Annotated in this window: 15 protein-coding genes; 6 read left to right on the top strand and 9 right to left on the bottom strand. The window is 36.4% G+C overall.

From position 1 onward, the window contains the following. The first annotated feature begins 163 nt into the window (after positions 1 to 163). Positions 164 to 721 carry a hypothetical protein gene (locus UFB30_RS03990; RefSeq protein WP_322420380.1) on the top strand — a complete coding sequence of 186 codons (558 nt, stop codon included), beginning with the start codon at positions 164 to 166 and terminating at the stop codon, positions 719 to 721. Next, positions 714 to 1520: a hypothetical protein gene (locus UFB30_RS03985; RefSeq protein ID WP_322420379.1), complete on the top strand. Its 807-nt coding sequence runs from the start codon at positions 714 to 716 to the stop codon at positions 1518 to 1520. Before UFB30_RS03990 ends, UFB30_RS03985 begins: the two co-directional genes overlap by 8 nt. Positions 1521 to 1969: 449 nt before the next feature. Here the strand turns inward: UFB30_RS03985 and UFB30_RS03980 are convergent, their stop codons facing one another. From UFB30_RS03980 to UFB30_RS03970, 3 genes are read right to left on the bottom strand one after another with little or no spacing between them, the layout of a single operon-like run. Continuing rightward, on the bottom strand, positions 1970 to 4810 hold the full coding sequence (locus UFB30_RS03980) for a nuclease domain-containing protein (protein ID WP_322420378.1): 2841 nt from the start codon (positions 4808 to 4810) through the stop codon (positions 1970 to 1972). 4 nt (positions 4811 to 4814) lie between these two features. Beyond that, complete coding sequence (locus UFB30_RS03975) at positions 4815 to 6755, bottom strand: McrB family protein (RefSeq protein WP_322420377.1); 1941 nt, start codon at positions 6753 to 6755, stop codon at positions 4815 to 4817. A 20-nt stretch (positions 6756 to 6775) separates the two neighbouring features. Continuing rightward, positions 6776 to 8923: a hypothetical protein gene (locus tag UFB30_RS03970; RefSeq protein ID WP_322420376.1), complete on the bottom strand. Its 2148-nt coding sequence runs from the start codon at positions 8921 to 8923 to the stop codon at positions 6776 to 6778. 472 nt (positions 8924 to 9395) lie between these two features. On the opposite strand from UFB30_RS03970, the gene UFB30_RS03965 reads away from it, so the two are divergent. Together UFB30_RS03965 and UFB30_RS03960 are read left to right on the top strand one after the other, a co-directional pair. Then, on the top strand, positions 9396 to 9965 hold the full coding sequence (locus UFB30_RS03965) for a hypothetical protein (protein ID WP_322420375.1): 570 nt from the start codon (positions 9396 to 9398) through the stop codon (positions 9963 to 9965). 936 nt (positions 9966 to 10901) lie between these two features. Next, entirely contained in the window at positions 10902 to 11150 is a 249-nt protein-coding gene (locus UFB30_RS03960) for a hypothetical protein (RefSeq protein ID WP_322420374.1), read from the top strand. A gap of 212 nt (positions 11151 to 11362) precedes the next feature. Here UFB30_RS03960 and UFB30_RS03955 read toward each other — a convergent pair whose 3' ends face one another. Continuing rightward, positions 11363 to 11839 carry a competence protein ComK gene (locus UFB30_RS03955; RefSeq protein WP_322420373.1) on the bottom strand — a complete coding sequence of 159 codons (477 nt, stop codon included), beginning with the start codon at positions 11837 to 11839 and terminating at the stop codon, positions 11363 to 11365. A gap of 326 nt (positions 11840 to 12165) precedes the next feature. On the opposite strand from UFB30_RS03955, the gene UFB30_RS03950 reads away from it, so the two are divergent. Further along, positions 12166 to 13044, top strand: coding sequence for a hypothetical protein (locus tag UFB30_RS03950; RefSeq protein ID WP_322420372.1), 879 nt, complete (start codon positions 12166 to 12168; stop codon positions 13042 to 13044). 140 nt (positions 13045 to 13184) lie between these two features. Here UFB30_RS03950 and UFB30_RS03945 read toward each other — a convergent pair whose 3' ends face one another. Then, positions 13185 to 16208 (bottom strand): ATP-binding protein, encoded by a 3024-nt coding sequence (locus UFB30_RS03945; protein WP_322420371.1) that lies wholly within the window; start codon positions 16206 to 16208, stop codon positions 13185 to 13187. Positions 16209 to 16394: 186 nt separating this feature from the next. Here UFB30_RS03945 and UFB30_RS03940 point away from each other — a divergent pair, with 186 nt between their 5' ends. Then, positions 16395 to 17537: a response regulator gene (locus UFB30_RS03940; RefSeq protein WP_322420370.1), complete on the top strand. Its 1143-nt coding sequence runs from the start codon at positions 16395 to 16397 to the stop codon at positions 17535 to 17537. A 119-nt stretch (positions 17538 to 17656) separates the two neighbouring features. On the opposite strand, the gene UFB30_RS03935 is transcribed toward UFB30_RS03940, so the two are convergent. The 4 genes from UFB30_RS03935 to UFB30_RS03920 all read right to left on the bottom strand — a co-directional run bounded on the left by UFB30_RS03935 (position 17657) and on the right by UFB30_RS03920 (position 25850). Beyond that, positions 17657 to 18340 carry a class C sortase gene (locus UFB30_RS03935; protein WP_322420369.1) on the bottom strand — a complete coding sequence of 228 codons (684 nt, stop codon included), beginning with the start codon at positions 18338 to 18340 and terminating at the stop codon, positions 17657 to 17659. After that, entirely contained in the window at positions 18337 to 19164 is an 828-nt protein-coding gene (locus UFB30_RS03930; protein WP_322420368.1) for a class C sortase, read from the bottom strand. The genes UFB30_RS03935 and UFB30_RS03930 overlap by 4 nt, the downstream gene beginning before the upstream one ends. Before the next feature lie 232 nt (positions 19165 to 19396). Beyond that, positions 19397 to 21157 (bottom strand): SpaH/EbpB family LPXTG-anchored major pilin, encoded by a 1761-nt coding sequence (locus UFB30_RS03925; protein ID WP_322420367.1) that lies wholly within the window; start codon positions 21155 to 21157, stop codon positions 19397 to 19399. A 301-nt stretch (positions 21158 to 21458) separates the two neighbouring features. Continuing rightward, positions 21459 to 25850: a SpaA isopeptide-forming pilin-related protein gene (locus UFB30_RS03920; RefSeq protein ID WP_322420366.1), complete on the bottom strand. Its 4392-nt coding sequence runs from the start codon at positions 25848 to 25850 to the stop codon at positions 21459 to 21461. Between the last annotated feature and the right edge of the window lie 89 nt (positions 25851 to 25939).

Raw genomic sequence — 25939 nt, 5'->3', positions numbered from 1 at the left:
GCAGGGTCTGGAGGCAGGGTCTGTCCCTGCCTTCACTATCCCACCGGTGCAGAGCGAAGACAGGGTCTGTCCCTCCCTTCGCTTCTTAACATATTTTGTTTTATATATATGATAAAAGTAATATGATAGATTTATAAATTGTTTTTGAAGGGTGGACACGGATATGGAGACGCAGGAGCAGAAAAGTTTGTTTCAAAAGTATAAGCAGCAGCTTTCTAAAGAGTTTTTTGAGATTGAAAATAATGACGCACTAACACCGGATGAGAAGGTCAATAAAATGATTGGCACGACTTCTTTGATTTGTGCGGCTGTCGCGATCCAGCCGCTTCCATTTGCTGATATTTTCATTCTTACTCCAATCCAGGCCTTTATGGGGCATAAGATTGCAAAGATCCGTGGGATTGATCTGAAAGAAAGCGGCGCAGTGAATGTGTTGAAATATCTCGGCGGTGTTGTCGGGGGAGGCTTTGCTGCCCAGCAGACGGCTATCGGCCTTTATAAAATCGGTCTTCCGGGTCTCGGTGGGATTATGTCAATTCCTTTGGTTGCCGGTCTTACATTTGGAATGGGAAAAGTGATGGACCTTTATTTCAGAGAAAAGGCGAAAGGAAAAGAACCGACTAAGGAAGAGCTGATTAGGGCCTTTAAGTCCGGTAAAAGTGAAGGCAAAAAAATGAATAAAGACGATGTAAGAAATAAAATGGAGCAGATGAATGGATAAGATTAAAAAAATCGTCAGGAACAATTGGGATGAAATAGGGATCGCCACCGCTCTGGGACATTTTTATTCACAGGGTTCACAGCTTGATATGGAAAAGCACGGCTATATCATTGAGGCTTTAAAACGGAGTAATCAGGAGTTGGCAAATGCAGATGTCAATGAGCTGCAAGCCTACTTGCAATCTCTTGAAGAAGAACAGCTTACGGGACTGATTTCAAATATTAAAGGAATTGCTCATGAGGTGTATTATATAGAAATTGAAAATGAAGACGATGATGCAATATATGCTTATATGTTTGAGGATACCAATCATGAAGACTATGATATTGTCATTTATGACGAGAGCGGATCTGCTGAAAGTTATCAAATGAAGGCGACTGACTCAGAGGCCTATGCGAATCAAGCAATTGAAGAAGTCGGCAAAGACCAGGTGATCCTGACTGAGGAGCTGGCCGAAAAACTGGGGACTGCCTCATCTGGAATCAGCAATAAGGAACTGACAGCAGATGTTGAACTGGTGGTGGATCAATTAATCGAAAATCCGTCACTCTGGAATTACCTGCCTGCTCTATCCGCATGGTCAATCGCTCTGATTGCTGCCTCCCTCACAAAAAGATATATCAATAAGCAGATTGATCGGAAAACTTACTTTCAGCTGATGACGATCTACTGCGGAGCAAAGGTGTCAAAGCTTGCGATTATAGTGGCAGCTCTTTCAATTCCGGGTGTAAATATTGTGGCGGGGGCTGTGTTGTTTTTGAAGGTGGCTTTTAGTGTTAAGAATACTTACAGTTTGTAAGTTTAAATAAGGTTTTTTGAAATGAAGTTCTTTTATATTATGTTCAAAATAGAGACAGTTCATTAACTTGAATACATTGGTTATCTGTCGCTAGTTTATAGGATTTTGATTAGATAACTTAAATTTCATGAACTAGTCACACCTTAAATTAATTTCTTCACTTGAATTATCGAGTATTCTTTAGAAAATACTAATAAATCAAACAGAATTAAAGGCTCAGATCAGTTGGGATTGATCTGAGCCTTTTCTATTTCACCCTAGTACTTGTGCTAACTATCATAGAGTGATAAATGACTCCTTGAACATCAAAAATCTAGTGAATTTCAGCACCAACTCCTATGATAAGCCACAATCGTTACCACCGGAATACTTTGTCTTCTATAAATTTGTGAGAATCTAGACTTATAAGTAACTATTCAAAGTCATTTATATTGTATAAATCATTAATTCTATTTCCCTTGGAAACATAAAGGACATATAACGTACCATGAGTTAGAATTATCTTTTTGTTGATGAAAATTATTAGTGTGTTTAATTAACTTGTGCCCATTTCTACAATGTACTTTTACCCAAAATTCCCCGCATGTGTTACATTCTAAATAAAGTTTTGGGTAGCCCGTTTCGGTAGATGTTTCTGTCTCTATTACCTGATTATGGGTTGAACCACATCTCCAACAAGTTTTGTGGTCCCCGACATGATATTCCATAATCATTCTAAACCATTTTATAAATGAAAAAGTAGATTGTGGAGTCATAAATATTGACCCTACTCTATGCCCATACTCTTCTCGTTTCAAAAAAACCTGATTATAGTTTGATTCTTCACCTAAATAAAGTTTATTTCCATTTAATTCCTGAAACCTTTTATCATATGCAGCACTGTAATTTGTACCTTCAACTTCTTTTTCATCACCAAATTGATCATCACAGTGAAGAATAAATGAAAGGTCACCTTTTAAATCTATATCTGTAGAAGTTGTTCTCAAATATTTTTCAATAGCAACTTCTTTGATATCCCTTATCCAAGCATTCTCTGATTGTTCTCTATAATTTCTGTACTTAGCATCTAAATATACAGTTAAATGAAAAGTTGGATTCTTTTTATTTCTTATAATAAACCTATAATCCGGTGTTAATGACGCTTGATTATGTCTAGGGAGTTTTGGGTTATAACATAATTCAAGTTCATGATCATTTTTATATAAATTTACAATGAATTCATTTAAATTTTTCTTCTTATTATTCTTACCTGAGAGAAATAATTCGATTTCACTAGTAAAACTTCTTTTATCTTCAAGTTTCCAGCCTAGTTCGTTTTTAAGTAGATAAAACATTTTTATAAAAGACCAAATCTCATATATATCATTAACGTTTTTAATACTGATGAAATTTTGGTTGTTCTTAGCAAATAAAGATGGGGTTTGTAAAAACTTATTTTGTTTTAAAACTTCCCAAACTACTCTATAGTCTGTGTTATGTAAAAAAAGTTGTGTAGCTTTAACAAATTCAAAATTAGTAATCTCGATATCTTTAAACAATTTTAAACTTAATAAATACTTAATTTTCTTATATAATTTTTTGTACTCCTGCTCTTCTCCAAGAATATTCGATAGTTGACTTCTCAAGCCCTGCTGCTCTTTGTATGAAGAAATTTTTAGCCTATTCTCCATTTGTTTGTCCAATATTCCAGCATATGTTTTATCCATTGACAATAATTCATTGACTAAGTCATCTAATAAGTATTTTCTACTAAGGTCTATTTTATTGTTGTTAACATATATTTCTTTTATTTCTGAAAATAAAAAATTATATTTTTTATAATTACCCTTTTCATTTTTCCCAATAAAATCCTTGTTCGAGAAATCGAAAACCTCTTTATCTTTCTGAATATTACCACTAATAGCATAAAGATATGTTTTATTATTTTCTAGTTCTTTAAAACTCTTTAATAGAGATAAGTGTTCGTTAACATTTTTTGATCTTAACTGTAATTTAAATTTCTTATTAAATTTTTCAGTGGTCTTGGAACTTACTACAATCTTTCCACTTGTATCTTTTTGATATGAATAAGAAATTAACTCTAGATCCCACTTTCCAGAACTATTATTCCATTCAGTGGAGTATTCCGTTTCTATATCACCGTTTATATAATCAGTTTTTTTTGATTTAATAGGAATTGTCACTGCAAATTTTAACTCTACATTAATCATGTTATTCATATTTGTATTTTCATGTGTATGATATAGAGTTTTTTTCAGATTAACTTTTAGATTTTGCACATACTTTTTGAGTTCTTTATCATAACGAGCCTCAATATCAGACAATTGCTGCACATCATTTTTATCGAAAGATGTCAAGAAATCTTTTTTTGCCTTTAAAACTTTTAACTCTGATTCAATATTTAGTTTTTTAGAATCGATTAACTTTTCTTTTAGATATAAATTAATATAGAATTTTAAAGACATTAAAAACTGTTTAATAATCCTGTTTTCATAAGTATTTACTTCTTTATAAATAACAGGTCTTTTAATTTTGTTTTTGCCTAAAAATATTTCTTGTTGTATTAAAGTCATTGGGTCAAATATTTTTTCAGATTGATTTATTTTCTCATTAGAAATTCTAACATTAAAATTTTGCTCTGGATTTCTATTAATTTTATTGATAGGTTTTTCAATTATAGAAATAATTTCTTTTATCCACTCCAGAGATTTAGTTTTTTGCCTACTTAGTACAACGTTGGAATGACTATCTCTTAATAAATCAATATAAACGTAAAAAATATCCGCTACCATTATTCGATAGTTATCTAGAGAAATAGATGAAGGCAAAAATAAAACGTTTTTGCCATCTTTTATAGTTTGTCCGGACAATGTTTTTAATATTGGAATTAAATTTCCAGATTGATTTAACCCTGCAATTTGATCCCTTTTTTCTGAAGAGTATTCAATTCGTTTTTTTTTCTTATTAAACTTGAATTTACTCAATTCAAACCATACATCTTTATACAAAAAAAGTTTTTTATTCACTCCTTCGTCATTTTTTATATACATCACTTCCTCAGACTTTTTTTCATGGCCATTCCGTATTACTTTAAATCCTATTTGAGCATAAACAACTTCTTCTTCTATCACTGAATAATTTTGATAATGATTAAATGTATACCAACATTCATTAATGGGATCAAATTGTATTTCAGCTACTTCTTCAATATTAATAACTGGAAGCATTCTTTCGTACAATTCTGCATTTTTATCATAATGTACATTTATCATGATTGGTTTTATTTCCACATACTTACCCCCAATAAGTAAAAACATTAGTTACTTCAGATTTCGCAATCATTTCAGTAACCTTGTTGTAAGATTTAGATTTTTTACCAACTAATTTTTCTATTTCATTTTGTATTTGATAGTGTGTATTAAAAGTATCATCTATAAAAATATTTATTTTAGGCAACACTTTGCCCATTATAATTAAGTCGTGTACTTCCATTGGATCTTTTTTTAAATTATTATAAGATATTTCTAAATAGTAAATATGTTTTTCGGTTCGGCTATTGATTTCAGCATTACATTCTTTAAGTAATGAATTTATTTCTTTCAGTTTTTTAATAAAATCCGTCTCGTCAATCTTCAAATTACTTAAAGACCAATTCTCTGCTGGGACGAAAACTTCTTTTAAATCTTTATTCATTTCAAGATTAATATTTTGCTTATTTATTTCAAAGATAAAACTTCGATCAATTACTTTAGGGCTTAAAGGCTTTGTCGTCCCATCCACATTCATCGTTCCAACAATTCGAACATTTTTAGGAATATTTAGGTTATGTCCGTATTTTCTAAGATTGTTGTACCTTTGCGAATACTTAAAAATATCTTTATCATTAATTTTCAAATTGGCTTTGAGTAATTTTTCTGCGTCATCTTCTTTTCTCAAATTGTATCGATTTTTAACGTACCACTTAATTTCTTCAAGATAAAAAGAATATTCTTGTTTGCTGTACAAAGGAATTCCCTCTTGGTGCTCTCTTAAACTCAGTAGGTCTGCTAGGTAATATTCTATTTGAGCTAAATTAATTTCATCTAAACAAATTATATAAAGCCTTTCTTCGTCATTCTTTGCCTCTTTAATTGCGTCTAAAAATGGAGTAGAAACATAAATCTTGCTTAACGGGTTTAAATATCCTAATAAGTCTTGCCTATCTAACCAGCTAGATTGTACTGGAATGACTTTAAAACTGGCCCCAACACTTTTAGAGAATGCGGAAATCAAGCTAGTCTTTCCTGTTCCTGACGAACCTGATAAAATAATCATCTGATTAGTTTGAAGAGATGCCGTAAAATTTTCTATAACCTCTGTTTCGTATTTCAAATGGTCATGAGTATTTGTAAATATATATTGCTGTATATTTTGAATTAAATCATGATTAATTTGAGATACTTTAAAAGTACCTTCTGGTTTTATACTCAAGCTAGACCTCTTTTTTTCAATTAGGCCTAGTTCTTCTAAAAATCTTTCTCTTTCCACTAGTTCTTGTTCTTGGTAAGTCAGTTTCTCAATTATTTTTGTAATCTGTTCTTCTTTTGCTATCAAATTTTTTTCTCTATTTTCTAATTGTTTTTTTTGTTTTTTCAGTAAATCACTCATATTTAAATCTATGCTTTTCGACCCTTTGTTTTTCTTACTTATGTTTCCCTTTATTAAATTACTATTTTTCGCATTATTATAGTATATATTTCCTTTTTTATTTTTTATGACCTTTAAATCTGGCGAGTGCTCTGCGATATCAGGCTCTATACCAATTTTTCTTTTAAGGTCATTTATATTTTCCCGATTAATTATTTCTATGGATCCATATACAACTCTTAATACATTACCTCTTTCTAATATACCTTGTTTCCCTACCGTTTCGTCAGGTCTGAATTTAAACAGAACTTTTTCATCTACAAATGCATTTACATCGTCTTTGTTATTTCCCATCCCATAATAAGCTGTATTTGTAATTGCTGCTTCTTCAACAATTTTTTTTTCTAGCCTTATTTGTTTGTACGGATCTATTAAATCCACAATTATTATTGCCCCTGAAGCAGTTTTTTTTAATGTTCCTACGAGAAAAGGTCCTTCTAAACCAAATGAATTTAAAATAAAATTCATTTTATCTTTAACACTTTCTAAACTTAAGTAGTAATCTATTTTTCTCTCCCTTAAAAAGTATTCATTTAAATTTTTCCTCATTATAATCCTCCTTAAATTTTCTAATACCCAACTTTTCGAGATAAATCATAAAGTATATTACTTTGTTCAGAAATAGGTAAAATTCGTATTTTATGAAGTTTTTTATCCCAGTCCTCAAAAAAATTATTTATGGAAGGTACACTTATCTCTTTCATAAATCTTTCGTACTTATTAAGTAATTGCTTAACAATATTATGCGCTTCTTTAACATACCTCTCTTCACTAAATAAAAACGAAGCTAATTCTGCTAATATCGCCAATCCTATTGATCGCATAGTCAGATGTTCTTCATGAGCAAAGCATATATCAACTGCTAATTTATATCTTTCTATAGCAGCTTTAGTATCACCATTTATCATTAAATACGTACCAAGTTTCCAATAAATAATTTCATACGGGTGATTATTATTACAACCCTTTCTAACTTGTGTGGTCACCTCAGCTTTGACCCAACTCTCATATAAGGAGTTGGACAAATCTTTTTCACCATTCACTGCCGCTTCACTCATTATTCTTGAATAGTGCATAATACCAAATACTTTTTGAGAAGAAGATAATATTTTATTTAATAAAACTAATGGATCTACATGATCGTCATGAATATCTACTGAACTGCCTAACCAACTAATAGCAGCCACGTAGTTCCCAGCTTCACACTCAATTTGACTTCTATATTGATACTGTCTACTCAGATCACTTTTATCTATAAATTCTTTTATAGCTTCATCAGAGTCTAATTGAGCTAATGAAATTTGCGCTGGTTCCTCTCTACTCAAAAAGCATCTTGCCTGTAACCTGGTACCGATTACTTTTCCTCTTATATCAGAATTGATTTTTTGAGCCTCCAAAGAGAGTTCATCTTTAAAAGCAAGGGGAAAGAGTTCAATTGTACTATCAATAAATTTCTGTAACTGATCCATTTTAATAATGACATCTTTAAAGTCATAAACATTTATTAAGTGAACCGATTCTCTAACTAAAAAATCAAGTACTAAATTGAGACTTTCCCATCTCTGCATGAGAGTATTAAGATGTTGTCTGTTCTCATTTATTTGTTTTTCAGCCAGATTGATATTCCCCTGATGAGTAGCATTAGTAAAAAGCATTAAGTTTATGTTAAAGATAAATAAATTGTTTTCAATCTTGTACTTTTTTAATTCAGGAATAATCAGTTCCTTTACTTTATTCAATATTTCCTCAGCTTTTATAAAGTCTCTATGTAAATGTATAAGTGTCTTTAATCTATTAGTTACTATTGAAAGGTGAGTAGTCTGTGCGAAATCAGGCAGCTGTTTTAAATGCTTCATTATTAATTCAATAATTGAATTAATTTGTGTGTTTAATTTATTAGACGACCTAATCTTTTTCGTATCTCCATTTGATAATCGACTTTCATTTTCCATTATAAGTAATTCGTAAAGCGCTTCTCCGACTTGACCTTCAGCTAATTGTCGCTTTATAACTGATAAAGTTGCCTTTTCAAATGCTGTGAAGTGATATTCCTGTTTATATAAAATTCCCAACTGTTTTTTTTGCTCTTCAATAAATTTATTACCATTCCGACGAAACCATGAGTGACATATAACATCTGCCAGCATTAATCTTGGATCTTTTCGTGCAGATCCTAATGACAGTTCCCATGACCATTTATTAGTTATAAGGTTTCGTCTTGCGAAAGATAGCTCCATTTTTTCTTCTAACCTTTGTCTATACTCTGCATTCGGTATCTTGCTTTTATAATTATCAGTTGCTTTCATTCGATTTGCCGCTATTATGTGTAACTTAATTTCTTTATCAACCATTGCTAAAGTTTGAAATAGTTGAACAATACCTTCAGATAAAATATGAATATAAGTAACATCACTATTGACGACTTTAAGCTTTTCTTGGTTCTCGAAGATCACTAGATTTATGTTTTGATTTATTAAACTTTGTAATACTGTAATTGCAAAATCCCCGTACTTTTTACCCTTGATATCTGTAGCGTGAACCCAATCTGGAATTGATGGAACTTTAGCTTTGGCTTCATTTAATATTTTATTTCCATCTATCTCGTTTAAAAATCCAGCCGGACAAAGCAGCCCTCCAACTAATGAAGGAACTTCTTTTCCTTCTAAGTCCTTTTCAAAATCTCCACTTTCATCTAACCATAGTTCGTAACTTCCCATACTTTCACCTCAAAGTCTTAGATTTTTAAATCTATTAAGAGCATCAGTTATTTCAAATTGACATTACACATAACTACACATTCATACAAAGTTCCCTAGAAGTCTTGTTTGTGTTCTTCTTGGATAACACTTTCTCTATACAAGAATTCGACATCTCAAATGGTAACCCTTTATTTAATTTCAATAATTTATTAATTATTTAGTTATTATTACTTAATATATTTATAAATAGTAGTGTGGGACTGTGGATTCACTGCTTGATAATGATCATAAACTATAAGCATAACAATCTGATTTAAATGACAGGAATTGGCTTGCAAATACCTGCTTAAACTTTATCTATAAACAGCAAAATTAAGTTCTTTATAATGAATAAATATATCTTATTGGTTCTTATTAGAGTATAATAGAGTTACATATTTTGTATCGTTTAATTACTTAAGACAAAACAGGTAATCAAAGGAGGGATTTTATGTTTAAAAGAACTTTTTTGTTAACTGCAGGGGTTTTACTTGTCACGGGATGCTCTTCTACAAATTCTTCAGATGATATGGATGTAAAGGAGGAAACACAGTCGTCAGTTGAAAATTCTAGTGATTATCATGCTAAAGTAGAGGCTCTTCAGGAAGCTATGATGGAAGCCGGTATAAAAGCTGAAGAGATGACAGATCAGTATTATTCAGTCTGGTATGATGTTATTTATGAAGATGAAGTTCAGATTGGTGGCAATGTTGCTAAAGATTTTGATACTGCTCTTTATTATCAGTATATTGAGTTTAGCGATGATGGAAGTATTGAAGAACTTGAAGAATTAATGGCTTCTGTAGAAACACAAATTTCAGATCTTAAAAGCCCGCCAGCTGAGTACCAGCAAACCTACGATACTCAGCTAGAAATGTACCTGTCTTTAAAAGCGTTATCTTCACTAGCCATCGAACCTTCGGGATCTCTTGATTCGTTTACTGATGATATTAGTAGATTAGTTGATGAAATGTTAGATGCTAATAATAAATATACCGTGCAGCTTCCGGACTCAGAATAATAAAGATACAGGTGGGGTGGAGGTTGCTGCATCATTATGATAATAATTACATAATTGATACACTTCCCCTTTCCTCTGAGTAGCAAAATACCAACAGTGGGTGCTGAAAGACTATCACCCGCTTTTTTTACTTCATTAGCAATTTGTAGCGAAGTATTATTTTAATAGGTTCTACGAAAAAAACAAACTAACGGCAAATTCAACAAACTCAATAATCGTCTCCATCACAATCCAGATCCGCAATGTCTTTCTCTGTCAGACTGAAAACAAAAGCCTGAGTCGTTTACTTGGAAAAAGACGTTTGCGCCTGAAGCAATTGAAGTAATCAATAGACCGAACATTCACGGGTGCTAATACTGCGACGTCTTCTAATGCGGGGCGACTACAGTTCCTCATCCTCCCCCAAAAACCCTATACTCCCTATCAGTCGGCAAGCCTACATCGGACTCTACAAATACATCGATATAGATGGTGTTCAACGCTTCCTCCACTTCTTGAGTGTTTAATCCTTTACTGTAAAAAATAATCTCACGGTGATACAGCACAATATTTTCATCTTTGTCATTTTGTTCGTTTCCTTTTTCAATTATGTGTCTCTCCTGGCTATCTATTGAATTAACTTTTCGGTGGCTGACCGGGTATGATGTTCAAGACTTCTTTATATTCTTCATCATTGATATAGTCAATGACTGCTAGAGACGAAAATCTACTCGGTTCTCCGACTTTAAGACAGGCAGAGAGCGTTAAGGTGATAAGTAGAGTTACGATGATGAATATACGTTTATTCACATAGTGAACCTCCTTTTGCGTATAAAATCTCTGATATATATGTTATCAAATCTTAACGCTTGTAACTTTAGATAATCTCATGTTTTTGTGCAGAAAGGGTATTAAATAGCTAAGGAAAATTTATTTGCATGACAGGGAGGTTTTATCATGAATACGACAACGAAATCAATCTTACTCGGTACGATTGTATCTGCCGGGACATTTACTGCGATTACCGGGTATCAGAAAAGAAAAAAGAACAAGGCCTCAGGCGAGAGTTTTGAGACACTTGAGGATACGGATATGAGAAATAGTGTGAAGGTGGAGGAGGAAAATGTGAACGCAAATGTGGATCACGCAGAGCAGAATCTCACACAATTGGATGCCGCTTACCGGGCAGATTGGCAGGCCAACTGATTTCCTCAGACGTATGAGGAGATGGAGAGCTTAGAGAAGGAAAAAGATAAATGAGTAAAATAGAAAGCGGGTGATAAGTGTTTGCTATCACCCGTTTTTTCTATGCTTTAATTGATGACAATACAGGGGGACGGAGGTTGCTGTATCATAATGGAAATATGTGTATAAAAGATATACTTACCTCCGTCCCCCTGTATCACACTTACATCTATTCACCCCATCCGCATCACCATCCGCTTCCTCGGAAAATGCAGCTCCTGCAACATCAATGCCGAAGCTCGCTGGTGCTGTTTGCTGAGCGTTTTCAGTGAGCACATGACAGTGACTTGTTCTCCGTTAATGAATCTGACAATGGCCTTCCCCCGCTCAGCGTGCTCGAAGGCTTTGTCGAAATGCTCGAGTGAAATCCATGTGTTATCGATATGGGTTGGTGAGTGTGTTGGGAACATGATGATTTCTTCATTCTGGTTGATCAGGATTGGGATTTTGCTGGAGATGCCGAATTTGAATCTGACGGATTCCTGCCGGCCCTTGTAGGTGCTGCCGCCCATTTTGCAGGCGTATTCCATGAGTTGAAGTGAGGTCAATACCGAGTAGCAGCTTTTGCTTGCTTTGATGATGCGAGTTTGCAGCTCGAGGTGTCTTGCGCATCTGATTGTCATTGTTTCCTGATTGATTTCATAGTCCACTCGATTTTCTTTTCTCCATTTCTCCCCTGTTCGGCCCCTGCCAAATCGTTTATTAACGCGTCCGTGAAGTGTCGTTTTCAATATATTTAACAGAAATACGGCAAATAAATATGCTTTTTAGATTTAAACGTAAGAAAAACTCAATAGCAACCCGGTATTCATTCCAGTAAGCTTTAAAACACAGGTGAATCACTTTAGAGTAAAATTTCAAGACAAAAAATAGTCAAAAACTAAACAACTACTCAATACAGATCAATCCATGTTGTTCGCCTCTGATGAAAGAACTATAATTCAAACTAATACTAAGTTACATAAGGAGTAATGATATGGTCCAGAATACATTTCATTTAAGTGTTCGCTATAAAGATTTTGAATACTCGGCTACAGGGGATAGGGAATTTATTGGAGAGCAAGAGAAAATTATTCAGAGCTACCTTCATGAAATGATGAACCCTGAAGAATTTATAGATATTAACACTAAAGGCAGTGAACTTTTGATGAGTAACAGTACTGTGATAAATGTGCAGGATGAATATCCTCAATTTACAAAAACTAAAATACAGAAATTTATAGAAAGTCTTCCGATTAACTCTGAGTGGCAATATACATTGGCAATGGGATACTATATTACACACGTCGAAGGAAACAAAACATTTACAGCAAAATTACTTCGCAAACGATTCAGAGATTCCCGGCACACAGTTCCTAACAACATTCACTTCAGTGTAAATAATTGTGTAAAGAAAGGTTATTTTCAGGAAGACACTACATCACTTGATAGCAGCAATCAGAGAAACTTTTCACTTACAGATGAAGGTAATTCCTATATCAGATCTCTTGAAAATGATGAAGTTATGATTCATATTGATAAAGAAAAGGCTCTTCCATCAATTGAGCTTTCTTATTTTAACCTCGACGAAAATCCTGATCCGAGGCTGTTGGAGCGTGTGGAAGATCAAGCGTTAAGTATTTTATATATATTTAGCAAAGAATTTAACGAACCTCACCTGACAGCAAAGCAAGTCTACAATATTTTATGTGAGTATTTTACAACTGAACATACAGAAAAGGTCATTCAGCTTGCTTTAAGTCGTTCCAGACCTTTAGTTAGAAAGGTGAAGGACCAAGGGCACATGTGCTACTACTTAACTAAAAGTGGTATTGCCCACATCGAAACAATATTAGGTGATCAACTCAGCAGTTAACCCAGCTGTCAGACTTCAAATAGAAATACTAAAAAGCTGATCGTATCGAACAATCAATACGATCAGCTTTTAACACAGTACACGTTAAAAATTGATCAATCTTCCAAGGACCTGTAAATCCTGAGATGCTATCAATCTGATTAATTTTTCAGCCTCTGTATAGGTACCTTAAAACTGACTCTTGTACCTTGATTCACCTGACTTTTTATTGATAACTCCTGTCCAAAATACTGCTTGAGCCGTCTATTCGTATTGATTAGCCCAATACCTCTTTTAAGTGAATTTTCATTGTTCTTCAATGCATTTAATTTATTTTCTTCTATCCCTACCCCATTATCATGAATAACAATTTCTGCAAAATCATCTTTTCTCATCACTTGAATCTGTATGTGTCCGCCCTCTTTCTTTTTTAATATCCCATGCTTAATTGCATTCTCTACTAAAGTCTGGACAGACAATGGAGGTATATAGATATGATCTAAATCGTCTAACTTCCAATCAACTCGCACCCTGGTACCAAAGCGCTCATTTTCAATATGCAGATACGATTTCGTTAAGGCCAGTTCTGCCTTTAAAGGAATCATTTCACGCGTGTGGTGCACATCGAAACTATGCCTCAAGTAATTTGAAAATTCATCAAGCAGCCTTAACATTCGGTCGTTATCGATATCACTTAATGAAGCGATTGTATTCAGCGTATTAAATAGAAAGTGCGGCTGAATTTGAGCCTGTAACCAGGCAGCTTCCATTTTCATCTGTTCTTTTAAGGAATTTTTTAATTGGATAAGTACTTTCACACGCGCAGTAAACTCCAACCTTACCAATGGTCTTGCTACATGGTCGTTAGCTCCATACTTGAAGCCAGTATATACTTCCTGAGGTGTTGCCATATTGGTAAGCAGTAAAATTGGAAGCTCAACCAGAGAGTACTTTTTTCTTACTTCTTTAGTTAACTCGTATCCGGACATTTCAGTTAACATCACATCAGAAATAAGCAAATCCCAGTTTTTACTTTTTAGTTTTTTCAGGACATCGAGTCCACTATATGCGCTGAAGACATGATAATCATCAGAAAGCATTTCTTTCAGAACTCTAAACTCGGCCGGATCATTTTGTACTATCAGTATACAAGGTTTATCACTCTCTGAATCCTGGTATAAGTAATCGGGAACTGTTATTGCAGATTCCTGTACATAATTAGAATCAGTATCAGTACTATTCTGTTCATTTAAATTAGAAATTGATGATATTGGCAGACTAAATGTAAAGACTGACCCTTGACCAGGAACAGATTGTACAGAAATTTCACCACCATGCAGTTCAATCAAAAGTTTACAAACCTTTAATCCCATTCCTACTCCGTTGCTTAGTTTATTTTCTACGTCACTATCTTCGTATGGATTAAAAATTTTTTTGATTGTCTCCTCTTCCATTCCTTGGCCCTGATCTTCAACAGAAATGTATACAAAATTATTTCCTTTATTAGAATTTGCAGATAATTTAATAACTCCATCTTTACTGAATCTCACTGAATTATGCAATAGTGCAAATAAAACTTGTGAAAGGCGGTTAGGATCCGCATGAATATACGGCAGGTTTTTCGGGATATTCATTTCGAATTTCAAGTTCTTATTTTCTAACATAAACATCATAATATCAATAATAGATGATGATACTGAGTAAAGGCTTACCGGCTCTGGATTTAATTTTATTTTTGAGTCATTTAACTTTGCAAAATCCTCCAGATTGTTTAATGTGTAGGACATTCGTTCTCCTATATTTGCTATTAAACCAAGATTTTCTCTTAATTTAGAAGTTAAATGGACATTATTATCGAGCGTAGTGTATACAATGTTTAAGAGACTGTGCAAGGGTTTTTGCAATGCGTATGATGTATTAACCAGAAACTCTTCTTTAGCTTTGTCCTTCTGTTTCAACTTCTCCACTAAACTCAATACTTCATTATTTTTTCTGGCAAAACGTTTAAACCAAAACATAGAGAATGCCAGAAAAACCAGAAAATAATCAAAAGGATAAAAAGGAATATCTAATGAAAATACTGCTTTTACAACACCCCAGATAATACCTGACGTAGTACCGACAAGAATAATGGCAATAAAGATTGATTCATCTCTGTAATGAAAGTATTCTTTCAGAGCCATAGGCATTACGATAGCAAACGACAGGAAATACAACACAAAGAAACTAACACTTATTTGACTTAACAATTGCAATGGTGAAATGAATATGATGATTGAACAAATCAGATATAAGACGTTTAACATATAGAATCTTTTGTAGGTTCGCTCTTCTCTGAGAATACTCTTCATAATCTGAACCAGAAAGAAAACAGATCCAAGGTATGCAAATTCTTTTACTTTATAAGACCATTCGTAATTCAGATTTAAAATACTCAGAACTGATGAATTGTACATTAATAATTCATCGATAGCCGGAAACAGGAAACCAATTGAAAATAATAAAAATATGAACTTACGATTAATAAATAAATAAATAACGAGACTGTAAATGCTAAATAATGACAAAATCACAATAATAATTAAAAGTAAAAACTGTTCCAGATTCCGTTTTTGTAAAAGAGATTCTGAAGTGCCGAAGTAAATTGGGCTATTTAAAGAAGCGCCATCAGTGGTATCAAAATTAGAAGTATTTACTACAAAATTTAATTCATTTGTATTCGTCGTAAAAGACGCTAAATATGGCGTCCCTTTTCCTAAGTGCTCTACAGGTTCATTAGAAACCACTCCGGACTGTGCTATAAGTTCCCCATTAACATACAGAGAAGACGCTGTGGCTGAGGAAGGGATACTAAGAGAAAATATATCATCAGTATCAACTTCATCATTAAGCAATATTGTTAAATAGTACGATCCATAGTTGTGATTGCCATTTTGAATAACCTCATCATTGTGAAGTGTATCAGCATTATAAATTAATCCAGGCTTAAAGTCCCATCCTTCAGATATATTTAACTGACGAATCTCATCTACATTATACTCACTTAAATCTATAAATCCGTCTTCTGCTATTAAAGTATGGTTAGATGTATGATAAGCTAACCATGCTATACGTAATGAAGTTAAAATAATTAATACAAGGATCAAAATCAGAATACTTTTTTTAAAAAATTTATTTTTTCCCATATTTTTATCAGCCCATCTCAAAATAGTTATATCTATTTATTAAAGTTAATATAACATATAATTTTACCTATAATTAATAAATAAACTAAAAATTCATAATTGTTCAGTTTGTGTTGAGGTGTTTTTGTTATAATTATCATATTACTCTAGTAATCAGTTTTTAATCGGGCTTGGAGGGGTGATCAAATGTTAAAAGCTGTCATTGTAGATGATGAACTACTCGCTATTCAGCGCTTACAGAAGATAGTTGAGGAAACAAACGCAGTAAAAGTAGTAAAAACGTTTGAAAACGGAGATGGTTTGCTTGAAGAAATCATTAAGAGTAACATTGATCTGGTATTTTTAGATATTAACCTCCCTGAATCTTCCGGGATAGAACTCGCTTCAGAAATCATCGAGAACAATGAACGATGTAGAATTGTTTTTGTTACTGCATATGATCAATACGCACTTAAAGCATTTGAATTAGGTGCTCTGGATTATATACTTAAACCTTACAGTTCTGAAAGAGTACATGCATTAATTCAGCGTCACATGACGAGCACTCAACTTACAAGTGTCAAGTTTACAATTCATGCATTTAATTATTTTCACATTAAAAAAGACGGCGTGGAACTTAAAAATATAAGGTGGAGGACCACTAAAGCACGTGAGCTATTCTCTTTTTTAGTTCAGCATAGTGAAGGTGTAATCAGAAAAGATGTATTGGTTGAATTATTTTGGCCGGACCTCGATATGAAAAGTGCATACGATAATTTATATACAACAATATATCAACTGAGAAAAACAATAGAAGAGTTAGGTATTGGGGTTCGTATCGTTAACTCAAATCATGGATATGAGATTGAATTTAATAGTGTCGAATACGATGTAATTGAATGGGCAGAGGGTATCGATGAAATCGAAACTCTTATGAACCGGAAATCACAAGGATATCTGGCTAAGGTCATAAAAGTTTATACTAGAGTAAAAGAACTTTATAAGGGACATTTCCTGTCAGAGGAATCGAGCGTCTGGAAAGAAAACCTCAAAGAACAATATATGATCATGTTTTTTTCAATTTCAAGAGAAGTAATTCAGCTTTTAATGAGAGAAGAGCTTTATACTGAGGCCATTTTAAACTCACTACACATACAAAAGCTGTACCCGCATTTAGATTATCCATACTTTGTATTAATGCAATTATATAGCAAACTGGATGACAGACAAAACGTGGAAAAACATTATGAAAAACTCAAAGAAATGCTGGAAAAAGAGTACGGCACTTCTCCAAACAATGCAATACGTAACTGGTATCAGCAGTGGATCTCATTACAGTTTTCTAGCTAATGGCAATTTAAAAAACTTCCTTACTATTCAAAAGCTAAGAATTGAGTAAAGCCAGTCTTTACTTGATTCTTAGCTTTTTTATTTGGTATGTTTAGTTATTTATTAAGAAAATTGATAAATTAACCAGTGTTTACTCTCTTGGCATGTATCAGTAATCGTTGTTCGGTGGAACGATAAGGGTGGCAAGTAATTAAAGTGGCAAGGTCTTCCCCCTTCACGATTTCCAACGATTCTGTCTGATGGGGATAAATTACTTCCTGTTCGTAGGCTTCATATACTAAAGTTTCATTTATTGTATGAATATAAAAGCGATCACCTGGAACCAGCTGATCCAGATGGCGAAACATTGTTTTTGAAGCCATTCCCCGATGACCCGCCAGGACAGTGTGTGTATTGACTCCCCCTACAGGTAATGACGAACCTTCCACCTGACCAATGCCCTTGCTTAAGATCTCATCTGTAGCACCAAGATAAACCGGTATGATTAGATCGAGCCGTGGTATTTCAATTACAGCAAAAATGTCCCCATCTAACAGGTCAAAGCACTCTTTAAATTTGTTTGAGACTTCACTATGCTTATTGAAAGGGTCTCGAAACCCTTCAGTATCAGTGAAAATTTCATGATTGCATGAAATGGCTTTATCATAGATCAGGTCAGTATTGACATCCTCATATTCAATACTCCTGAATGCTTCAGCCTGCTCTCTCTGAGCGTGATCATTGATAATCTTACCGGCATGAGGGAATAAAAAAATAGAAAAACCAATTATGAATAAAATAACCAGCAGCGTTTTTCTTATCATTCATCATCACCTTGTTTCCTCTTTCGTATAAAGATTATGATTAATACTAGTATGAGCAATGCAACACCAATTATAATCAGATACATGACATTTGAATCATCTGATGTATCTGGAATTTCTTCATCAGTACCTGGTTCATAGGGGACTTGCGTACCTGTCACAAGCATTCTATGGGTATTAATCATATATGGATCACATGTCAGAAGAGTCGCCTTATTTTCTTCATGATCCATATTTATCCAGGACGTTTCAGAAGGTAAAACGACTTCGACTTTCTCTACCTCATATGCAATCGTTTCATCTAATACTTCGATATAGAAATGATCTCCAACACTTAGTTCATCCAGATCTCTAAACATTTTAGCGGAAGGCAGTCCTCTGTGAGCAGTGATTACACTATGGACGCCTGCATTGCTGCTTGGTAATGAAGAATTTTCAAGATGCCCCGCTCCTTTGGACAGCACCTCTTCTGTCGTACCATGGTAGATCGGTAATTCCACATCTATGGATGGCACTCTGACATTGCCAATAATCGGTCCCAGATTAAGAGCATCATAATAGCTGGTTGTTCCGCTGCTTTCATTATCGGATATCTCAGCGAATGGATCAACAAAATTTAAATCAGATGAAGCCAGTGTCTCATTATGAGCATTTACTTTTTCTTTCTCTTTAGCAATCAATTCCTGGTCAGTCTGCTCAATAAGATCTTTATGGTCCTTAATGACCGCCTGATGTGCGGTTGTTGCAAGCATATCGCTAACGACCGGATATAAAAAAAGCCCCAGTCCCGCAATAAAAATAAGCGTTAATATTATTTTTTTCATGGTATTATCATCCTCGTATTATATTCTACTATTAAAATATCATTTAAAACAGCAGAGGAAGTATGACCTAATAACTGAATATAAGATTACTCAGATGAAAGCTGCCTCTGCCGTTGTAAATGAATTTTAAAAAAAGTGGAGGGTTCTTTCCCCCTCCACCTTCCTTTATGATTGTTAATGAACAAACCAATTTATTCTTTATTGAAAGAGTTTAAATCATTTCTCCAATCAATTATTGTACTTCAGGTTGTTCTTTGCGTCTGAATAACGCAAACGCTGCGATTGCCATTAAAGCCAGACCGATTAATGTGAATAGTAATCCACCCATTCCACCAGTCGTTGGCAGCTCCCAGCCTGATTTAGAGTTTTCTACTGTGACTTCGTTCTCGTCAACTCCATCTGTGACTGTTACTTCTAGAGGTGCTGTTAGAAGACGGTATGGTTTCTCTTCGCCATCCTCTGTATAAGTCGGTGCTTTTGTCTCGTGCAGGTAGTACGTGCCAGGTGTTAAGCCTTCAATTGAGATTTGACCGCTTGCGTCTGTCACAAGGTTCTCAAGAAGACCTGTAAACGGCGCGCCGTTTACTGTGATGATAGTCCCTGCAGCGTCAACAATGTTATCTCCAACTTGATCTGTCGTCAGCTTGAACTCTGCACCTTCAAGAACAATACTGTTATCTGACTTATCCACTTTCAGGATCTGTAGTGCACCTTCTGTTGGGTCAACGTACACCGGTGGTGTCGTTGGTGGCTCCTCTACTGTCGGTGGGTTCTCCGGATCAGTCGGCTCGTTTGGATCTGTTGGTTCTGTGAAAGAGCCGCTATCGTTGTCAAAATGGATCGTCGCAGTATTTGGAATCCCTGTTTCTTCAGGAAGTAAAACTGCATCAGGTCTGATTGTTGAAGTAAATGAGATGGTGATTTGCTGATTCGCAGTCAACTGTGAAAGATCAACCACTTCCCATGTTAATGTCTGACCATCCTGGTTAAATGCGATGTTGCTTGCATCTGTACCCGTCACCGTCCACGTTCCAGCGTACTCAAGACGAGGGTCTAACACGTCACGCACACCGATTGCGCTGTAATTCTGAATGTCTCCTGGTGTTGTAATTGTCAGGTTATACGTGTATTCAGCGTCACGATCAACCGCAAAGAAATCCGTTCCTTCAACATCTTTTTCAATTTCAGGCACGTTATAGTTTGTTACTACATTTCCATCATTGATTGCGCTATTTGTCCATTCAACTGTACTACCTTCTTCATTCTGTGTTACGTCGAAGAAGATTTTTGTATTATTTAATGTATAGCCTGGAACTGTCTGAAGCTCCTGGAAATAGTACGTGCCGGATGCAAGGTTTTCAACTGTGATCTTACCTTCTGCATCTGTCGTTAATTCATCTAATAGTTCGTCTTCAGCGTTATATAAACCAAAGACAACGCCTGGAAGGATTTCTCCGCCTTCCCCTACTTTAATCAGTTCTGCATCTCCGCGTACCACTTCATTTTTAGGGTAGATGTTCACGTCATAGTTCAGCGTCGTGCCATCCTGACTTGTCATAGGAACATCAACGGAATATACGTCTGTATTTAAGATGACGCTATCAGGTCCATCTGTTTCCTGGACTTCGTAGCGACCAAGCTGCAGGCCTTCAGTATTAGTAAGAACAATTTGGCCGTTAGGGTCTGTTACAGCCACAATTGGTGTGACACCTGTTACTTCTGTCCATTCGTTAGTGGATGGATCAAAAGCATGTGTTTGCGTCAATGTAAACTCAACACCTTCTAATGGATCGCCAACAGGAGTTTCTCCGGGAAGTCCCGTTCCAGGAGTAGATGTTGCCCCTGGCTCCTGTGCATATTTATAAATTGTTAATGACGGATTATTCTGATCCCCTAGCACTGTATAAGCTGATGCCATTTGCGGGAATACCATCGATAATAAGAGCACCATCGGGATAAAGATCCCCAGGTATCTTTTTAACTCTTTTTTCATTTTTTAATCTCCTTTTCTCTTTGAAAAATAATAAATCTTAATACCCTCTCAAAACCGAAAACAGATAGATAAAATCACCTGAAAACTAGTTTCAAAAAATCAAAACCCTCTCTCTAAAATAATCATATACTGAGAGACTGATCATTCATCTGAATAATTGCTAAACAAAAAATGAACTTGTTATTATTTTGTTCTGGCTCAAGTAAGAACCGACACAATCACTTCTAAAACAGCACTCCATTTTAGAAGTGATCATATTCTTAAAATCAACAGAGTGAAAAGGTCTTAAGAAAGTTAGATACTACCCTTTCTTTCTCCTGACGGCATAAAGTGTGGACCCCGCCATTAAAACCAGTCCAATTAAACTAAAGAGCCATGTTCCGATACCGCCGGTCGCTGGGAGCTCCCAGCCATTTTTCGAGTTCTCGACCGTGCGTTCTACGATTTTTCCTGCATCTGCGTCTGCGAGTGTGATACGAACAGGCGCTGTGAGCAGGCGGTAGCCGTCCGGTGCTTCTGTCTCGATGAGTATATATTCACCAAGAGGAAGATCCCTGAAGCTGATAATGCCTGATGCATCTGTTGTTTTAGTGTCAACGAGTGTACAATCTTCAGCCGGTGTGTCAGCTGACGCGCATGCACGCAGCTCGAATGTAGCACCTGCGAGCACTTCACCGGTCTCTTCGTCGACTTTTGTCACGTCAAGACCCGCATAACCAGGTGGCTTCACGTTCACTTCATTTGATTGGGTCGGCTCGTCATCGATGATGAGTTCTGCCTGGTTTGGTATGCCATTCCCCTGTATGAACGGGAGGAGCTCTTCGTTCGTTACATCAGCCCGGATACTCGTATCGATCTCCAGCGTATAGACGCTGCCACTTAAGTAGCTGTAGCTGTCATCAACTTTGTCTGGGACAAATGTCACAAGATTGTCTGTGACCGTTAAAGTACCCGTGTCAGAGATGTCATTACCGGCTTCATCGAGGATGCGTACTGCCAAAATCTCAAGCAATTCGTGAATCTCATCACGGAGTACAACGGAGTCCCATCCACCAGTGAAGTTCCCAAACAAATAATCCACTTCCCAGGTGAAGACCTGGTCACGGTCTGCAAGATCAAGCGTATCGGTCTGACCGTCTACAGCCTTCTCTACAACCGGATCTTCAATGTCATATTCCATCACCACTCCAACGCGAAGCGGCTCAACAGCCAGTAATCCGTTTGTCGTCACTGCGAATGAATTCCAGGCTGCTCGTTCATATGCATTTCGTTCCGGGTCTAAAAGTTCACGGTCAACAGGCAGATCCGGTACACGTGCAGATATCTCAAATACGATATTCTGCCCTTCAAGCCATGTGACACCTTCGTTCATGACGATCTTGAAGCTGTGTATTGCGCTCCAGTCAGTCACTTCTGCTTCTGTCAACCAGGTTGGCGTTTCAGCCCCTGACGGATCAGCGGGCGGTGAACTGCCTGACGGGTAGTCAACAGCAGCATAAAGATCGGTCCGGCTTGGGTTCTTTGCCGAACTGTAAAGTACCGTCACCCGGTCCTCCCAAAGCGTACCACTGAAGCTGATCGGTCCGGCGAGCGTCACATCAAATTGACTGTCACGCGGTACGTTATCTGTAATGCCTAAATCACCAACGGATGGTAAGACATCTAAAAAGCTGAATTTCTCAATAATCTCACCAGTCGTATTCGTCAGATTAAATCTGTAATTCACCTCTCCGCCCGGTGTGGTACGACCGAACATGGAGTAGTCGGCGTCAAGTGCGCCTTTTACTTCTTTCTTAATTTGAAGGTCATCCGCTTTTCGAATAACATAATCACTTGAAGCTCCAATCATCGTTTCAATTGAGTTCCCGTTGTCATTGAAATCGAGATCATCAAAGTCCTTCGTCCCGTCAGCCCGTTTAAGTGATGTATTGTCTGTAAAGGCATACACTTCAAGGTTGATATCAGACAATGCAGTACGGGTTACATCGACGTTAAAGCTTGCAGTGATATTTTCACCGCGGATTAGTCTTGAATTATCCCATGTAAACTTGATTCTTTGCCTGCCGTCTATCTCACCGAGAACTTCATAGCTTGGGGTGATCGAATTGTCACTGTAAATAACATCCGGATCATCCGCCAATACAACACCCGGTGGCAACAACGCAACAAGTTCAACCGGTCCATCAACGTTGTCTTCAGAAGCCTGCAGATTAAGGAAATCAACCTTAATGCGGTTCAGACCACGCTCAATCGTTGAATCATTTGTAAGTGGCTGGTTGTTTTCATCTACAAAGTCGATAGATGTTCTCACTGTAGGTTCAGTCTCTATAGCATCCACAATATTCACATAACGTGGACCATGAACAGATGTATCTCCTGTTGGTTGTAAAACAACTCTGGTTCCATCGTTTAACTCATATCGATAAGTAGCACTATTTGATGCGACACCTGTGGCACCAGGTACGACGTCATAAGTCGAGAAAACCCTCCCAAATAAACCTCCATGTGAGTTCCTGTAAATAACGCGATAAGAATCAACCACATCACCAGGTTGTTTCCCAAAATTACTTACATCTATATAAGGTTGGGAATTCCATGTGGTAGTATTTGGAAAATCTACTGGGTACTCCGCCTGCCATACGCCATTAACACGAAGCTGTACAAATGTGTCTGGAAGGGTTTCCATCTGACGAAGTGGAGCTGTATTCGTATAGTAAATAACTGGTTTAGTAATAGAAAGTGACGTTAAATCTAGCTTTGGATCAATCGAATATTCCATTGTATAGTGTCTGTAGCCACTTGCAATAATTTGATCAACAAATGCAGTATTATAATTATCGGTAGTAAATGCACCTCCGTTAACACTGTATCTCAGTCCAAATGGAGCTATAGCCATGGTATTCATAAACGTTAAGTTTGCAGAATCAGTTACGGTTGGAAAGGAAGTTCCTAATTCAGGAAGTGTTTCCCATCTCCCGACACCATCTTTTGCGCCTGAATGATAACCATAATAATTATTCCCTATGACACCAGGTGTTTCAACACCTGGCCCTGCCATGATAACAGTAGAAGTAGCTGAGCGTGTACGAGTAATTGGATTCTGAGGTGTTGATCCCACAAGCTCAATTTCTACATCTGCATTATTTACAAGCGAAGAAAAGTTTGCCGTATTATCGTTGACACGGAGCACAACAGACAATTCTTCTGTAAACAGCGTGTTTGTTGCAAGCTTTTGCTGTTCTATTGTCGGGGCGTCAATTTCCCAAGTGACGGTTCGGGTAGCACTGTTATAGACACCTGTAAAGCCAGGCTTCTGTGCAGATTCTACAAAACTCGTTCCTACAGGAATAACGTCACGGATAATAATTTTTGCCCCTTCCTTCAGATAGGACTGTCCTGCTGTCTGTTTGGATGAGCTTGCTGTCAGTGTCCAGTGGATGTACTCGCCCTGTCGCGGTGCACCATCCTTTGGCACGAATACCCCTCCGACCAATTGCTCTGTTCCGATATAAGTCTTGGAGAGGTTGACTGTGCCATCTGAAACAATGGCAACACCATCAGCCGTCTTCGTTACGGATGTTACAGAACCGCCGCTTAGTGATACCTGACTTGTCAGGTCACGCTGGTTGGCCGAAAGTCCACTCACTGGTGTCGTTCCGAGCTCAGGTGTTGCTTTGACGAGGGTACGATAAGATTGTCCGCTCGCTAACTCAGGAAACACATATGTGAGAGTCTGATTTACTGGATCGTATACGGGCTGGACACCAGCAATCGTCAATGTCGCGTCTGGCTGACCACTTACGATCTGCGGATACAGCACGTTCGTGTCCGGGTTTGTCGGCAATTGCACGACAAGTTCGATGTCCTCGTACGCACTCTGAGAACCTGTCACCTTAAAATCCAATTGATATGTCGAAGTTCTTCCGGATAAAACCTGTGATTGTAATGCTCCGTAGTAGACTTCGAGATTCCCTTCAGGATTGACCGGAGCTGGCGCAACGTCTGTTTCCTGTTCTGCATTAGCAGTTTCTTCCTGGAGGGTGACCGCAGGTTCTTCGACAGGTTCCTTCTCCGGTATCAGCTCTGCGCTTTCCTCTTCAGCTGCAGGTTGTTCAGTTGCAGTATCAGCTGATTCAGACGAATCTTCTGCTGGTGATTCAACAGCACTTTCTTCCTCAATAACAGCGTCTTCTGCAGCAGGCTGTTCTTCATTTTCCTCTAAAGCGCTTTCTTCCATTACATCAGCTTCTTCAGCTGTATTTGTTTCTGGAATTACAGCAACGGTCAGTATCGTTTCATCAAAGGCGACTTCCTGCCCGGCATAATATGCCGCCACACGAAATTTGCTATCTCCTTCCGGAAGATCTCCTGCTACAAAACGAAATGTATCGCCTTCATTTGCAATGGTGAGCTCGGAAGTCTCTTGATCAAATTTCCCTTCCGTTTCTCTGACATTCAGTGCACGAGTAGCTTCTGCGTCAAAGGTAGCACCTGCTGGGAACTGAACAATCCATTCATCCACAGACCCTGACGATGTTAACTCAAGTGTTGACGTATTACCGTCAACGGATTCTACAACGAGTGTAACATCCGCCTCTGTAAGATCTTCGTTTGCAAAAACATATGGTGCATTTTGGCTTACAATCAATATAATACCGATAACGAAGATACTTATTCTTCTGAGTAATTTCATTATTATCTTTACGACCCTCCTTCTATTTAACTGTCATTAAGCTGCAATTTGATATATCATTTTGCTATTAGAGCCTCTGTAATCTCTTA

Source organism: Jeotgalibacillus haloalkalitolerans (assembly GCF_034427455.1).
Taxonomy (GTDB): Bacteria; Bacillota; Bacilli; order Bacillales; family Jeotgalibacillaceae; genus Jeotgalibacillus; species Jeotgalibacillus haloalkalitolerans.
This window is presented reverse-complemented; position numbering and strand designations above follow the sequence as displayed.